The 15,290-nt window shown below is 42.5% G+C and carries 12 protein-coding genes and 2 pseudogenes; 9 read left to right on the plus strand and 5 right to left on the minus strand.

Going from position 1 to position 15,290, the window contains the following annotated elements; genetic code table 11:
- Position 1: 1 nt before the first annotated feature.
- The 5 genes from JCM19038_RS06585 (at position 2) to JCM19038_RS06600 (ending at position 5,482) form a co-directional block, all read left to right on the plus strand.
- Positions 2-1,981 (plus strand): TRAP transporter fused permease subunit, encoded by a 1,980-nt coding sequence (locus JCM19038_RS06585; protein WP_052361168.1) that lies wholly within the window; start codon positions 2-4, stop codon positions 1,979-1,981.
- On the plus strand, positions 1,894-2,184 hold the full coding sequence (locus JCM19038_RS23385; protein ID WP_238554304.1) for a hypothetical protein: 291 nt from the start codon (positions 1,894-1,896) through the stop codon (positions 2,182-2,184). Before JCM19038_RS06585 ends, JCM19038_RS23385 begins: the two co-directional genes overlap by 88 nt.
- Before the next feature lie 191 nt (positions 2,185-2,375).
- Entirely contained in the window at positions 2,376-3,854 is a 1,479-nt protein-coding gene (locus tag JCM19038_RS06590; protein WP_042415920.1) for an amidase family protein, read from the plus strand.
- Positions 3,855-3,870: 16 nt separating this feature from the next.
- Positions 3,871-4,623 (plus strand): NUDIX hydrolase, encoded by a 753-nt coding sequence (locus tag JCM19038_RS06595; RefSeq protein ID WP_042415922.1) that lies wholly within the window; start codon positions 3,871-3,873, stop codon positions 4,621-4,623.
- Positions 4,624-4,657: 34 nt separating this feature from the next.
- Positions 4,658-5,482 carry an aldo/keto reductase gene (locus tag JCM19038_RS06600; RefSeq protein ID WP_042415924.1) on the plus strand — a complete coding sequence of 275 codons (825 nt, stop codon included), beginning with the start codon at positions 4,658-4,660 and terminating at the stop codon, positions 5,480-5,482.
- 43 nt (positions 5,483-5,525) lie between these two features.
- On the opposite strand, the gene JCM19038_RS22670 is transcribed toward JCM19038_RS06600, so the two are convergent.
- Together JCM19038_RS22670 and JCM19038_RS20475 are read right to left on the minus strand one after the other, a co-directional pair.
- Positions 5,526-5,699 carry a hypothetical protein gene (locus JCM19038_RS22670; protein ID WP_193745061.1) on the minus strand — a complete coding sequence of 58 codons (174 nt, stop codon included), beginning with the start codon at positions 5,697-5,699 and terminating at the stop codon, positions 5,526-5,528.
- Between the two features lie 45 nt (positions 5,700-5,744).
- A pseudogene (locus tag JCM19038_RS20475) lies at positions 5,745-6,913 on the minus strand (pyridoxal phosphate-dependent aminotransferase).
- A 272-nt stretch (positions 6,914-7,185) separates the two neighbouring features.
- Here JCM19038_RS20475 and JCM19038_RS06610 point away from each other — a divergent pair.
- From JCM19038_RS06610 to JCM19038_RS06625, 4 genes and pseudogenes are all read left to right on the plus strand, one after another.
- Positions 7,186-9,073: pseudogene (locus tag JCM19038_RS06610) on the plus strand (cbb3-type cytochrome c oxidase subunit I).
- The gene (locus tag JCM19038_RS06615; RefSeq protein ID WP_042415926.1) at positions 9,057-9,677 is read left to right on the plus strand and encodes a cytochrome (ubi)quinol oxidase subunit III; all 621 of its coding nucleotides are present in this window, start codon (positions 9,057-9,059) and stop codon (positions 9,675-9,677) included. The pseudogene JCM19038_RS06610 and the gene JCM19038_RS06615 overlap by 17 nt, the downstream one beginning before the upstream one ends.
- Positions 9,678-9,682: 5 nt before the next feature.
- Positions 9,683-10,027, plus strand: coding sequence for a cytochrome C oxidase subunit IV family protein (locus JCM19038_RS06620; RefSeq protein ID WP_042415928.1), 345 nt, complete (start codon positions 9,683-9,685; stop codon positions 10,025-10,027).
- 171 nt (positions 10,028-10,198) lie between these two features.
- Entirely contained in the window at positions 10,199-12,775 is a 2,577-nt protein-coding gene (locus JCM19038_RS06625) for a hypothetical protein (RefSeq protein ID WP_042415930.1), read from the plus strand.
- A gap of 53 nt (positions 12,776-12,828) precedes the next feature.
- On the opposite strand, the gene JCM19038_RS06630 is transcribed toward JCM19038_RS06625, so the two are convergent.
- The 3 genes from JCM19038_RS06630 to JCM19038_RS06635 are packed head-to-tail and all read right to left on the minus strand — an operon-like array spanning position 12,829 to position 15,242.
- The gene (locus JCM19038_RS06630; protein ID WP_307189979.1) at positions 12,829-13,854 is read right to left on the minus strand and encodes an amidohydrolase family protein; all 1,026 of its coding nucleotides are present in this window, start codon (positions 13,852-13,854) and stop codon (positions 12,829-12,831) included.
- Complete coding sequence (locus JCM19038_RS24930) at positions 13,827-14,063, minus strand: hypothetical protein (protein WP_307189980.1); 237 nt, start codon at positions 14,061-14,063, stop codon at positions 13,827-13,829. The genes JCM19038_RS06630 and JCM19038_RS24930 overlap by 28 nt, the downstream gene beginning before the upstream one ends.
- A 12-nt stretch (positions 14,064-14,075) precedes the next feature.
- The gene (locus tag JCM19038_RS06635; protein ID WP_042415932.1) at positions 14,076-15,242 is read right to left on the minus strand and encodes a hypothetical protein; all 1,167 of its coding nucleotides are present in this window, start codon (positions 15,240-15,242) and stop codon (positions 14,076-14,078) included.
- Positions 15,243-15,290: the final 48 nt, after the last annotated feature.

The raw sequence follows: 15,290 nt of genomic DNA on the forward strand, positions 1-15,290 counted from the left end.
CATGTCAGATTTGGATAGGAAAAAATTCAAAGGCAATATTGATGCGACAGAGGTCGAAATCCCCGCAGACCTTCCAGATACAGAAGAGATCGAAGGTAGTGACCGGAAAGTCTTCGGCTGGAAAGCATTACTAATCTTAGTAATATGTGTTGGGATGGCCGCTTATCATCTTTATACTGCAGGGTTTGGTCTAATTGTAGGAACAAGGCAACATTTGTTTATTCACTTGATTTTAGGGTTAGTTCTCGTATACTTAATTTTCCCACGGAAAAAAGGATTAAGTCAGCAAACCATCGTATGGTATGACTTCTTATTAGCGGGTGTTGCGCTTGTTGTCGGTCTGTTTGTTATGTACAGTCAGACTTCACCAGCAATTCTTTCAGGTCGTATGGATCTGATTCATATGATCGCTGGGGTCATCATGATTCTTTTAATTATTGAAGCAACTCGTCGAGTTGTCGGTAAACCACTACTTATTATTGCGCTCTGTTTTATAGCATATTATTTCTTTGGAAACCTATTACCACCACCTTTCTCACATAGCCGTGCAAACTTTGATACGTTCATTTATGAAATGATGTACACAAGCACAGGTATTCTCGGTACTCCACTTTCTGTATCAGCGAACTACGTTTTTATTTTCGTTATGTTTGGTGCGATTTTAGAAGCAACGGGTGCAGGTAAGATGTTTATTGACCTTGCGCTTCGAATGGTCGGTCACTATCGTGGTGGACCAGCCAAAGCTGCCGTTGTAGGTTCTGGTTTTATGGGTTCGATTTCAGGTAGTTCCGTAGCTAATGCTGTAACGACAGGAACGTTTACGATTCCTTTAATGAAGAAAGTAGGATTTAAACCGCAAGTTGCCGGAGGGATTGAGGTTGCATCATCCTCGAGTGGACAGCTTTTACCACCAGTAATGGGTGCAGCCGCATTTTTAATGATTGAGTATACACCGTATAGTTATGCTCAGATTATGGTATCAGCCTTAATCCCAGCCGTATTAACGTATATAGCCATTCTTTGGATGGTCCACATTGAATCGGTGAAAAACGACATTAGAGGTTTAGATAAGTCAACGCTTGTTCCAGCCAAGAGAAGTTTATTGCAACAAGGGTACTTAATTTTTCCGATTCTAGCACTCGTATTCTTTGTTCTCGTTGGAAATACAGTCTTTAATGCGGCATTCTTCTCAATTGTTATGTTGCTTACCGTTGCCGTGTTTGCACATCGTCTACGTGAGCGATTTGGTGCAGGATTATTAATCGCAGCCGTTCTCGCTGGAATCTCTTATCTTATGCACGTATTACTCGGGTGGCATATTGAAATCTCAATTATGATTGCAATTGGAATCTTTGTATGTATTTTCTTTGTGCTGTTCCAAAAGCGATACAAAATTGATTCAGCACCTGTTAAATTCGGTGTGCGTGAGCTCGTTGTAAGTTTTGAAATGTCAGCGCGTAAATCACTAACTGTTGTGACAGCGTGTGCGACTGCAGGTATCCTAATTGGGGTTATTAACCTTACAGGGTTGTCTGGTAAACTTCCTACAATCATTGTAGGCTTTGCAGGGGACAACTTATTGCTTGCACTGTTCTTTACATTTATTGCGTGTTTAATTGTTGGTCTTGGTTTACCAACGACTGCAACCTATGTCATCTTAGCCGCCATGGTTGCGCCGGCACTCATTGAGATGAACGTGCCGATTATGGCAGCTCACTTATTCGTACTCTATTATGGCGTTCTTGCCGATGACACACCACCTGTAAACTTACCGGCATATGCAATATCTGGAATTGCAAAAGCGATCCAATCATTACAGGGGTGCAAGGTTTCAAATACGATACAGGTGCTTTGCTCCTGCCGTTTATTTTTGCAACAAACACAATTATTCTATTGCTTCCAGAAAACGCAGGTCTATACACATGGTATGAAATTGTATGGGCGATCTTTACCGCGCTTATCGGTATTCTTGTATTCGTAACGGTTATTCAGCGTTACCTATTCACGAATTATCGTTGGTATGAGTGGATCATTGCATTAACGTCTTCACTTGTCTTTATCCACGTTTCGGTTTATACAGACTTACTTGGAATTGGATTGTTTGTCCTCTTAATTATCATCAATAAGATGAGAAAGAAACGACAAGACCAACAAGCCGATCCAGGTCAGGCAGTCACGGCATAATTATAAGAACTCTACTTGAATGTATTTCGAGTAGAGTTCTTATTTTTTATGACTGAAGCTAAGACAGAGGATAACGTAAACAATTGGCGAATTGTGTAGGTAACTTTAAAACAACAGAAGTTAAAGGTTCCCCCTTGTACGCTTTCGGGTAAAGAATAACAAGTTAAGAATTCGGTTGGGAGGGGCAAAGAATGGAGCAAGAGTTTAGGCAAATGGATGCCATTGCATTGAGTGAAAAGCTAAAAAGTCGTGATTGGAGTGCTAAGGAAGTTATAGAAGCGAGCATTGCGAGTGCAAAGCAACAGAATGGCGAATTAAATGCGATTGTTCATGAACGTTATGACAAAGTGAGAGCGGAAGCAAAGTATGCGAGGCGAGACACACGTTTTGCCGGAGTGCCGTTACTGCTCAAAAATCTTTCACATATGCTAGAGGGAGAAGTCATTGATGCAGGATCGACGTTATTAAAAAAACGTGTCGCACAGCGAAACAGTTATTATGTCAATCGTTTAAGAAACGCAGGGTTTTTATTTACTGGCTTCACGAACTCTCCTGAACTTGGCATTAAGAACATTACTGAACCTATGATTCATGGTCCAACACGGAATCCTTGGAACAAGGACTATTCACCCGGAGGGTCTAGTGGTGGGGCAGCAGCAGCGGTTGCTTCTGGGATTGTTCCGATCGCAGCGGCGAGCGATGGCGGTGGTTCGATACGAATTCCTGCATCTTGGACAGGGCTCGTAGGGCTAAAGCCAACGAGAGGGAGAATCCCTGTTGGTCCTGGTGTAGGAAGACAATGGCAAGGGGCTGCCATTGACTTTGTTTTGAGTCGCTCAGTGAGAGACAGTGCAGCGGTTCTAGATGAATTGCAAACATTTCAACTAGAAGCGGCGTTTCAAATCCCGTTATTCGAAGGTCAATATTTAGAAGATTCTAAGAATCCATTAGGGATGTTAAAGGTTGCCTGGAGTGATCAATCCCCTGTCGGTACGGAGATAAGTGAGAGTGCAAAAGAAGCTGTTAGGCAAGTGGCTTACTGGCTTGAACGGGAAGGTCATTATGTAGAGAACTGTTCACCAGGGATTGATGGCACGAACTTGATGGAAAGTTATTATGTGATGAATAGTGGTGAGATGGCGAATGTCCTGGATTCGCTTGAGAAGACGACGGGCATTACGATCACTGAAGAAGATTGTGAATTGGAGACGTGGATGCTAGCAACTGCAGGCAGACAAATAGGTGCGAATCATTATTCAAAAAGCATCGCTAGTTGGGATGATGCGCTCGTTCGAATGGTTCGCTTTCATGAAACGTATGATTTGTATTTAACTCCTGCGACAGCGGATCACGCACCTAAGATTGGAGAGTTGACCCCTTCAAAGAAGGAGAAAGAAAAATGGATCGAGCGCTTAAATGAGTCTGACCCACTGCAACAACAAGCCCTCATTTACGAGATGTTTCTCCCGAGCTTAACGTATTCACCATTTACACAACTGTCTAACATGACAGGTCAACCTGCCATTTCACTTCCAGTCTATCAGTGTAAGAACGGTTTGCCAATCGGCGTACAAGCAATGGCACAAAAGGGTAATGAAGCGTTGTTGTTACGGTTAGGGAATGCGCTTGAAGATAGTTATTTATGGCAAGGGGGTTTACGAGACGAATAACGAAGGGTGAAGAGCGATGAATGACCACATTAACATCATAAAAGCACCAGCAAAGATGCAGTTTCCAATTCGAGCTGGCAAAGTACATGTCTCAGAAGAAACGCAATGTAAGATCGAACAACATTGGCAAGAAATTAATAAAGACAATACGTTTTTTCGAGGAACATTGTATCGAATGGATGATATAAAGCTAACAGCAGACGAGTTAACGATTGGGATGAAGGAAACAGAGTATGCACATCATTTATATGCTAAAAACAATCGTTTATCTAAAGAAGAAGCGTGTCCAATTCTTGCACCTGTTGCGTTTGTCGTTTCATCAGACGGTTACCTTCTCTTTGGAAGAATGGGAGGTCAAACGGCGAAGCCGGGTGTTATTCAGTGTGCAGGTGGTGGGATTGATCAAGAAGATGTGTCGTTAAACGAGATTGATGTGGTTAGTAACGTTACACGAGAAGTAGAAGAGGAACTAGGGATTAATGTAAAAGACGACCATGAGGCTAAAGCTTTTTTTGCAGATAAATTGGTATTCCCAGATCGCATGGGGTGGCTAGCAATTGTGTTTCAGCTTCATTCAACGTTCACGAGAGATCAGCTTGTTAAACGGGTGAACAGGCACAATGAGCAGCTGAGGAATAAAGGAGAGATTCCAGAGTTCGAAGAAGTTATTACGGTTAAGAATATTCCTTCGGACATTGGTCAATTTCTTCAAGAGCATCATAAGGAACTCATTCGTTATTTAAGACCACTTCTCTACAATATGCTATAATTTTGGCGTATTAGAATGAGAGGGAGTGAATGAGATGTACGAAGTAACATTAAACAATGGCGTTAAAATGCCTCAATTAGGCTTTGGGGTTTGGAAAGTTGAGAATGATAAAGTAATTCCTGCGGTCGAGCGCGCATTAGAAGCGGGCTATCGTTCACTCGATACAGCAAAAGTTTATGGAAACGAAGCTGGTGTAGGGGAAGCGATCAGCAATTCAGGAGTTAAGCGTGAAGAATTGTTTATCACGACGAAAGTTTGGAATAGTGATCACGGATATAACGAGACGTTACAAGCTTTTGAAGCCAGTCTTGAGCGGCTCGGGCTTGACTATGTAGATCTGTATTTGGTTCATTGGCCGACGCCACAGTTTGATGATTACGTCGAAACCTATCGCGCCCTTGAGCATCTTTATAAAGAAGGCAAAGTAAAAGCAATCGGCGTCTGTAATTTTGAAATTGAGCATTTACAACGTCTTCTTGATGAGTGTGAAGTTGTTCCAGTCTTAAACCAAGTCGAATGCCACCCGTACTTGCAGCAAGAAGAGTTGCGAGCGTTTTGCGATCAACATAATATTTATGTGGAAGCATGGAGCCCTCTAAACCAAGGAGGAGATAGCTTACAAGACGCTGCAATCGTGCAAATTGCGGAAGATGTAAGTCGTACTCCGGCTCAAGTAATTCTCCGTTGGCATTTACAACACAATCGCATCGTCATCCCTAAGTCGGTTACACCAGCGAGAATTATCGAAAATTTACATGTGTTTGATTTTGAGCTAAGTGATGATCAAATGAAGAGAATTAATGAATTAAATCGTAATGAGCGCCAAGGTTTTGCTCCAAATGATATGAATAAGCGATAAAAAAAGAAGACCATTCGTATAAAAACGGATGGTCTTCTTATGCTTATAACTTTCGAATATAACGGATGAGGTGAACGACCCCAACCCCATTAATGACAAAACTCGCCCCGACAATCATTGCCCATAACCATAAAGAGAAGTGAACGATGAATGTTAGAAATAACAGAACGAGTCCGATGAATACAAAAATCATTCCGTTTCTTAGTTGTGGATCCATACTTGACCTCCGTGCTAGACGATTGCACGTTATTATACCATGTCTTTATCCGACATACGCGACTAAACGTTTAGCCGCTTCTAGTAAGTCTTCTTCAAATGTCGCGTAAGACAATCGTAAATACCCTTCACCTGCGCTTCCAAATGCAGTTCCAGGAACGCAAGCGACACCCGTTTCATCTAATAACCGAAGTGCAAAGTCGCGTATATTTGAGTCATTGTGCTGAACGAGAACAAATAAGTAGATCGCGCCTGTTGCTTCCATGACCGTAAGGTTCGTCGCTTTTTCTAACGCAGATTGTAGTAGCACGCGTCGTCGTTGGAATGACTCTTTCATCTCAGTGACTGCCCGTTCACCATCTTTTAGAAGTGTAAGGGCAGCTTGCTGGGCAAACCCAGGAGTACAGGCGGTATTAAATTGGTGTACTCTGAAAATTGCCGGGTAATAAGCGGTTGGAGCGTGCAAATAACCGACACGCCAGCCTGTCATTGCATAGGCTTTCGAGAAACCGTTGATCGTAATCGTTCGTTCTGCCATACCAGGAAAGCTGGCAATGCTGTAATGTGGTGTTTCATCTGCGATGATTTTCTCATACATTTCATCAGATACGACGATCAGGTTGTGTTTTGTTGCTAAGTTTGCAAGTTCCTGCAATTCTTCCTTTGAGAGAACTACGCCTGTCGGGTTGTGTGGTGTGTTCACGACTAGAATTTTCGTGTTCGGTGTAATCGACGCTTCAATTTGTTCAATAGGTGAAATGAATTTTCCATTTTCACTTTCCATTGGAATGTGTACCGGTGTTGCTCCTGCCAGATGAGCGGCAGAGTCATAGTTCGGCCAAGCTGGGCTCGGATCATGACTTCGTCTCCAGGATTCAAAAGGGCAAGAAACGTATCCAATAGCGCTTCGCTTCCTCCGTTTGTGACGATGATTTCTTCAGCTTTGGCGGGAATGCCGTTTTCATTTAATAATTTGCTTGCAAGAGCTTCTCGTAACGCTTGAATTCCGGTGTTCGGGGTATAGTGAGTGTCACCTGCTTTAATGGCTTCAAACGCAGCAGCTTGTGCGATGGCTGGTGTATCAAAATCAGGTTCTCCTAATGTGAGGCGGAACACATCATGACCAGCATTTGCCCGTTCAGCAGCTTTCGCAGAGATTTCTCTGATCTTCGAAAATTCAACGTTCGTCATCCGTTTTGCACTTGACGGTAACATAAATTTGCCCCCTTTTTCATCATCATAGCATGAATATTCAACTTGTACGTATAAAATCCGGTGGACGTTCTCATACTAGTATTGTCTTGACTTAAAACGTCAAGGCACCACAAGGATTAGTCCTTTATTGATGATTTTCTCTAACTGGATGACCCCTTTCAATGATTGCGCGCATTGGAAGGGGTTATTTATTTTTGTCTAAAAAGAACGATGCATAATGCCGATGGCTCGGGGCAAACTGTTCAGAGAATTGTTTGAAGGAGGCTGTAAATATGGTCAGAGAGGCTGCACATACGCTTAAGAAAAGTCTTTTATGGGACTTGCTTACGACTGTGGATCATAAAAAAATTGCGATTTTATACTTAATAGCCGGTACGTTATTCTTTGGAAAAGCGGGGCTTATGGCAATTTTAATTCGTATTCAACTTATGATTCCTGAAAATACGTTTGTAACCGGACAAACGTACAACGAATTGTTATCGATGCACGGTACGATTATGCTTTTCTTGGCAGCAACACCGTTACTTTTTGCTTTCATGAATTACTTCATTCCATTGCAAATTGGAGCGAGAGATGTTGCGTTTCCTTTTTTAAATGCGTTAGGTTTTTGGTTTTTCTTCTTCGGCGGTTTATTGCTGAGTTTATCGTGGTTTTTTGGAGGTGCGCCAGATGCGGGGTGGACGGCGTATGTACCATTATCGAGTCGAGATTATGCTGGTATTGGACTAGATTTCTACGTTCTCGGTCTACAAATCTCAGGGTTTGGAACCTTAATTTCAGGGATTAACTTTATTGTAACGATGATTACAATGCGTGCCCCCGGGATGACCTTGCTTAGAATGCCGTTGTTTTGTTGGACGTCGTTTATTACATCGATGCTAATCGTATTTGGGTTCACTCCACTTGCAGCAGGGTTAGCGTTACTCATGCTCGACCGAATGTTTGATGGGCAGTTCTTCTTAGCAGCAGCAGGAGGGAATGCGGTTATCTGGCCACACATTTTCTGGATTTTTGGTCACCCAGAAGTTTATATTCTTGTATTGCCGGCATTCGGAATGATTTCAGAAATTATCCCTGTATTTTCGAAGAAACGTTTATTTGGTTACACAGCGATGGTGTTTGCCACCATTGTCATCGGGTTTTTAGGGTTCATGGTGTGGGTTCACCACATGTTTACGCTAAATCTCGGTCCAATTACGAATTCAATCTTTGCCATTTTAACGATGTTAATTGGTGTACCGACAGGGATTAAGATCTTTAACTGGCTATTCACGATGTGGGGCGGAAAACTTCGTTTTACAACAGCGATGCTCTGTGCTTCTTCGTTCGTACCGACATTCGTATTAGGCGGGGTAACTGGGATCATGCTTGCCATGTCACCGGTGACACATTTGTACCACGATACGTACTTCGTCGTTGCCCATTTTCATTACATTATTCTCGGTGGAATTGTGCTCGGCCTCCTCGGTGCGACGTATTATTGGTACCCGAAAATGTTTGGGCACTGTTTAAACGAGACGCTCGGTAAGTGGATGTTTTGGATCTTTTACATTGGGTTCCATTTAACATTCTTTATTCAACATATTCTTGGTCTAATTGGTATGCCACGTCGGGTGAATGTCTATCTTGCTGACCAAGGTTGGGATGGAATGAACTTGATTTCATCGATCGGTGCATTCATGCAAGGGGTAGCAATTATCTTGTTATTAATTAATGTCATCTACTCAGCGAAGAAAAGACCGAATCATCGTTGATGACCCTTGGGATGGCCGTGCACTGGAGTGGGCGACACACACGCCTGTACCGGAGTATAACTTTGCACAAGTTCCTCAAGTAAGATCTCTAGATCCTTTATTTTATGAAAAGATCCACGGAGATGGAAAAATGAAACCTACAGAACCACTTGGTGATATTCACATGCCGAACGGTTCATTCTTACCATTTATGATTGCTCTAGGCTCTTTTATCGCAGGTTTCGGGCTAATCATGAAACATATGGATGCATGGATCAATCCGTATTTCGTTGTTGTGCTTGGCTTGCTCGTGATGTTCGGATCAATGGCTGTTCGCTCATGGAAAGAAGATCACGGCTATCACATTACAAAAGAAAACGTTGAGGCTATGGAACGGGAGGCGTTAGCAGATGAGCGAAACCGTTGATGTTTCGAGAGGTTTGCCAGCTCATCCGGAGCGGGCAACCTTAGAAGGAAAAAATAAATTCGTAGGCTTTTGGGTGTTCCTATCTGGTGAAGTGACGATGTTTGCAACGTTCTTTGGAACGTACCTTGGGCTTCGTAATGGTACGGCTGGTGGACCTGAAGCGGCAGATCTATTCCATATGCCACTCGTATTTATTATGACGATGATCTTACTTACGAGTTCATTAACGAGTGTCATTGCAATTACGGCGATGAAGAAGAATCAGTTCAAAAAAATGAAGCTGTGGATGTGGATCACCTTTTTTCTCGGTGTTGCCTTCCTTGGCTTCGAGATTTATGAGTTTGTCGAGTATGTCCATTATGGGCTAGGCTTTTCAACGAGTGCATTCGCTAGCTCATTCTATTCACTCGTCGGTTTGCACGGTGCACACGTCGTGTTTGGCCTAGGGTGGGTGCTGTTGTTGCTCATTCGTTATAACCGTGCTGGAATTACGCTCACGAATGCTCCGAAGTTCTATATGTTTAGCTTGTACTGGCACTTTATTGACGTTGTCTGGGTATTTATCTTTACTGTGGTTTATCTCATGGGTATTGGAGGGGGTTGACGAACATGGCCGACCACTTATCAGAGCCATTTAAGAAGAGCGCAATGACAAATGAAGAGATCATGAAGACGCAACGAGAGATGCGAATTCAATTTATTGCATTTGCGTTTATGATTGCATTGACGTTCCTCGCTTTTATTGCAGTCGGGGCAGAGGTTGCACCTCCAGGCTTTGTCATTTCGTTTATTATCTTCTTGGCGTTCATTCAGTTGTTTTTACAGTTGTACTATTTTATGCATCTAAAAGACAAAGATCATGGTTGGGCGAATACGTTTATGGTTTCGGGACTCGTATTATCGATTCCGACGATTGTTGCTTTGATCTTAATTATTGGTGTTGTGAAGTATTAAAGATGAAGGCTGTCCTTACAGGTCACTAATCAGTGGACCTTTTAAGGAGCAGCTTTTTTCTATAGAAAACCATTTGAAAACTCCACATTCATCTAATGTCATTACACCATCCACCTATGGATGACGCTACATAAACTGTTATAAGAACATGATGTAGAGAGGTGAATGAGAATGGCAACAAATCAAACAGAACTACTGCTGGAGCTTGCTCTACAAACGAACCCGATTGTGATAGAAAATGACTTCTTGATTAGTCAAACGATCACAATACTTTACAATGTGACATTCGTTAGCGGGGCTGGTGGACCTTTTATAGTTAGTCGTGATCTAGCGTTTTCCAATTATATGTTTAATATTATTTCGAATGGTTCAATGCAAGTGTCGAACTTAATATTGGATGGAGATGCTGTTAACCACCCTATTGGAGATACAACGAATCGAAGTTTAATTGCGGTGAGTGGAGGGAGTTTGTTTTTAGAATCAGGTTCATTACTAAGAAACAATAATGCTTATTTAGAAGGGGGAGGAGTTTATTTAAGAGGGGGTGAAAATACCGTTAATACGCTAGTGATGAGGGGGGACGCTCGAATCACGAGTTGTTATACGAGGGTAACAGGTGGCGGTATTATGGTTGCTCTTCGAAATAATGCAGATTCTGTGACCATATCCGAAGATGCGCTGATTGATTCAAATGTTGCACAATTTGGCGGTGGGTTGTATTTCCGATCGTATGTGTTAGGTGTGGGTGGGAGATTGAACATAGGCGATAACGTTCAAATTGCAAATAATACGGCAGTGGCCAATGGTGGTGGAGTATATGCATCGAACTTTGTTAATGGCAATACAGTGCCACTTTCCTTAACCTTTACGAACAATGCAGTGATTAGTCAAAATAATGCGAATAACGGAGCTGGTGTTTATTTATTTGCTACAAATTCAGACGATGAATATGTGCAATCTGAAAATGTAATCTTTGCAGAGAACGTTGCGAACAACAACGGTGGCGCAGGCTTTTTAAACTTCTTATCAAATAGCCGTGCAAATGTTTTAATGACCGGTGGTACGATAAGAGAGAATGTTGCTAATAACGCATCGGGAGGCTTTCAAGTAACTTCAGCAGGTGGAGGAACTTGTGATCTCTCGAATGTAGCGTTTATAGACAATTCCACGAACAACTCGCAAGCAGGTGGGTTTTATTATGCGAATACTTCGTCCGAACCTTCTGATATTGCGATGAATGCAGTAATGTTTGAAGGAAATATAGCAGAAGGAAATGGTGGGGGAGCAATTTTAATCGGTGGACCTGGACTTCTTACAACTACTGTTATAAATAGTACGTTTACAGAAAACGTTGCAGGCTTATTAGGTAGTGGTGGGGGAATTGTCATCAATAGCACCGCAGGCTCAATTACTCAAATTATAGGGTCAACGTTTACGAATAATACTGCAACTGTAGATGGGGGAGGAATATTTTTTGGTCAAACTGCAAATGGAAATGATCAATTTTTAATTGAATCAACAACTGTGGTAGACAATACGGCAACTCTCGACGGAGGGGGCATTCATTTCTCAGCAGCAAACGGTGTATTGACCGCTAGCATCTCTAATACGAATGTATCAAATAATCTTACTACAAATGGTAACGGAGGTGGTGTCTGGGCTAGTGACCCGAATGCGAATCTCACGTTAATTGGCGCTACAATTATTCGTGGAAACACTTCATTTCAAGGCAATGGCGGTGGAGTTTATTACAATGCAATAAACGGTGTTTTACGGATTACTGGACTTGTAGTTATTCAGGACAATGCTGCGAACAACAATTTACAATTAGCTTCTAACAATGGTGGGGGGATTGCCGCTGTGGCTGGCTCAGTGATTATTGAGGAGAATGCTCAGATTGTAAGTAATTATGCAGGTCGTTACGGAGGTGGAATCTTTATAGCTCTCGGGGCAACGGTAACAGTCATAGGTGGAACGATATCTGGCAACATTGCTGGACTTGTTGGAGGAGCTATCTATGTAAGTGCAGGAGGTACGCTCACGTTAATCGATGCTAGTCTTATTGGAGTGCCTACTCTAAATGAAGCACCAATTGCACCAGGTATTTATAACGGGGGAGTTATAAATGTGAACGGAGTGCGAAACATCACTAATGGCCTTTATATTCCTTCAGGGAATAATGTTGCACAAATTCGAGGTCCTCTTGCTGGTTCAGCAATTCAATTAAATAACACGCCTTATGTTGTGACCAATCCTGAAGGGAATCCAGTAACGGTGGCGGTGGCTACACCAGAATACCCACTTCTTAGTCAAAGTGACGCCGATGCTTTCTTGAAGCCCATCATAGGTTTTGATGGTTGGGAAGTTAGACTTAATGCAGATCGTACGGCGGTAGAAATAGCACCAGCGATCTATACCATTACGTACGAAAATCTACAAGGTGGTCAAAGCAATAATCCAGAAACGTATACGATCTTGGATCTACCAATTGTATTAAATGATCCAGAACCAATTCCAGGGTTAAGGTTTATCGGTTGGCGTGATGCAAACGGTAATTTCATTTCTGTCATTCCTGAAGGAACAACAGGCAACCTTATTTTGTATGCTGTGTTTGAAGGTATCATACCACCTGAGCCTCCTGGCCCTATTGTTACGGGTGAACAGATGATTACACAATCCATTCGAATACGTTGTTGTTGTCCAAATCAGTGTAAGTATTGCAATCCTTTGCATAAGCAAGAGAAATAAAAAAGACGCTTCAGTAAGGCCATGTTATAGGCTTTACTGAAGCGTCTTCAGTTCTAAAATAACTTCTTAATGATTTTCCCGTCTTTCATAACGAAGCGAATGTTGCGTTCATCTTCGACAACGTGGATTCGTTCTAATGGGTTCTCGCTGACAAGGATCAAATCGGCTACTTTACCCGGTTCAACGGTTCCGATTTCATCGCCTATCCCCATGCATTCTGCAGCTGTTTTTGTCGTTGCAACAATGGACTCCATTGGGCTCATGCCAATGTCGCACATCAGACCTAATTCCCGAAGGTTAATGCCGTGAGGGAATACCCCAGCGTCTGTACCCATTGCGATTTTCACACCTGCTTTATAAGCTTTTCGAATGCTTTCTTTATGCGTTTCAATGACTTGTTTTGATTTTTCAATGGCAAATGGTGCCATTGTGTTTGAGTGTTCAGCTGCTTCGAGCACGGCTACTGGAGCTAGTAATGTCGGTACGAGATATGTTCCATTCTCAAGCATAAGTTCAATCACTTCGTCATCAATGAAGATGCCGTGTTCAATGGAATGAATGCCTGCGCGGATGGCATTTTTAATTCCTTCTGCACCTTGTGCATGAGCCATGACTTTGACTCCATTCCTAAACGTTGCTTCCTCAACCATAACCGCCAGCTCTTCTTGAGAAAACTGCGTAAATTCAGGGTGGTCGGTCGGGCTTGAAACACCACCAGTTGCATGGACTTTAATGACATCTGCGCCAGAACGGAGCATCTGACGAACGACTTTACGAACTTCCTCTTTGCCGTCGCACAATCCGCTTGGCATACCTGGATAGTGGGGAAATGTCGTATCGACACCAGACACGTTCCAATTGTCTCCGTGCCCGCCTGTAATTGTTAGCGGATTAATGCTCACTTGCATTCTTGGTCCTTCAATGAGTCCTTGATCAATGGCACGTTTCATTCCAACATCAGCAAAACCAGCGTCGCGGACGGTCGTAATTCCCGTATGTAACGTTTTTTTCAAGTAACCGACGCTTTCGTAAAAACGAAAAGAGAACGGTGTTAAAAGCGTATCTTGGACGTTACGCATTTGCATGGCCATATGAACATGAGTGTCAATGAGCCTGGAAGTAAATAATTCCCTTCACCATCAATGACCTCAAGTGAGGGATCCAATGTAGAATTGCTTGAGGTGAATTGTTCAATTTTTCCGTCTTTAACAGTCACCGTTTGATTTTCTTTTGCTTTTGAGCCTGTTCCATCAATGACGGTGACGTTTTGAATCGCATAGTTTGTCATGATAAAGTCCTCCTAAGATAATGTTCCAATTAAAATACTTGCGATCGCGATCGATCCAACGGTTACCGATGTGAATCCTCCAATTAACATCGGTGCTACAAGTTCGTCCATTATTCGTTTCCGTTCCACTTCATCACGGCCTGTACTTCGTGCGACTTCTTCGACAATTAAATAATCACCAGGAAAACCGTAAAGCGCAGTAAGAACAACAGGGATCGCTTTTGTAGGTTTCCACTTGAAGATTTTTGCGCCGATTAATCCTCCTAGAACAAGTCCTGTAATACCGATGAACATAATTACTAGTGCAGGAGCGATCGAGGCAACAATTTCATTCCAAGTCACCCCAACGAGGGAAGCAAGGACGACGAAAAATAGTGCAACCATCGTAATGCCTGAGCTATTTGCTTGCTCTAACGCTTTTTCTGGAAATACACGTAAAGCCGTTCCAGTTACACCAATGACAAGCGCGAACAAACTAGCATTAATTCCAGTTAATTGGTCAAGAAATACTGCCAAGGCGCCACCGCAGAAAAGGATGAATAAGATGATAAAGTTACTTTCTAAGTAACGCTCAGGAATGAGTAGTTTCTTTGCTTGTTTCTTTTGATCTGTGGCTGCTGCAAGCTTCGCGTAATGGTGATTGTCAGTATCGGTACGAATGCTTTTCGCATAGCGACTAAGTAGAATTGAGGTTAATGGCATTCCGATAAAGTTCTGCAAAGCGAAGATGGTGACAGGGATGGCAACGAGTGTTGTCAAACCAGCAGCGCGTAATCCTTCTGCAGTAATTAAGTATGCAATGATTCCGCCTGTAATCGGACCAGTTCCTGCAACGGCGGTCTCGTAGTTGAACAGGAAAGTGACGATCGTTAATACGGAAACGACTGAAATGAGTAAGCCGATTCCAGTAATAATGACGGCTTGATATTGCTTCTTCATTACAGAGAGAGGAATCATCGTTCCTAAGTGAACGATTAAAATGGGGACGAGCATACTTCCAAAGGCAACAAACGTAGTTGCTTCAATGAATTCAGGCGGAAGCACTTCGGCTTGAAGTAAAATGAATACGATCCCGATGACGACGAGTAATGTCGGAATTTTTGCTCTTGATTTGATAGAGAGAACTTCTCCTAGAGCAACAAGGGCAAGGAAAAATACAGCTAAGTAAATAGGTTCCATAGTACGCTCTCTTTCTTTTCTTGATTGTGATTCAAAGTTGTCATTGTG

This window comes from Geomicrobium sp. JCM 19038 (genome assembly GCF_000698125.1).
Classification (GTDB): domain Bacteria; phylum Bacillota; class Bacilli; order Bacillales; family Marinococcaceae; genus Geomicrobium_A.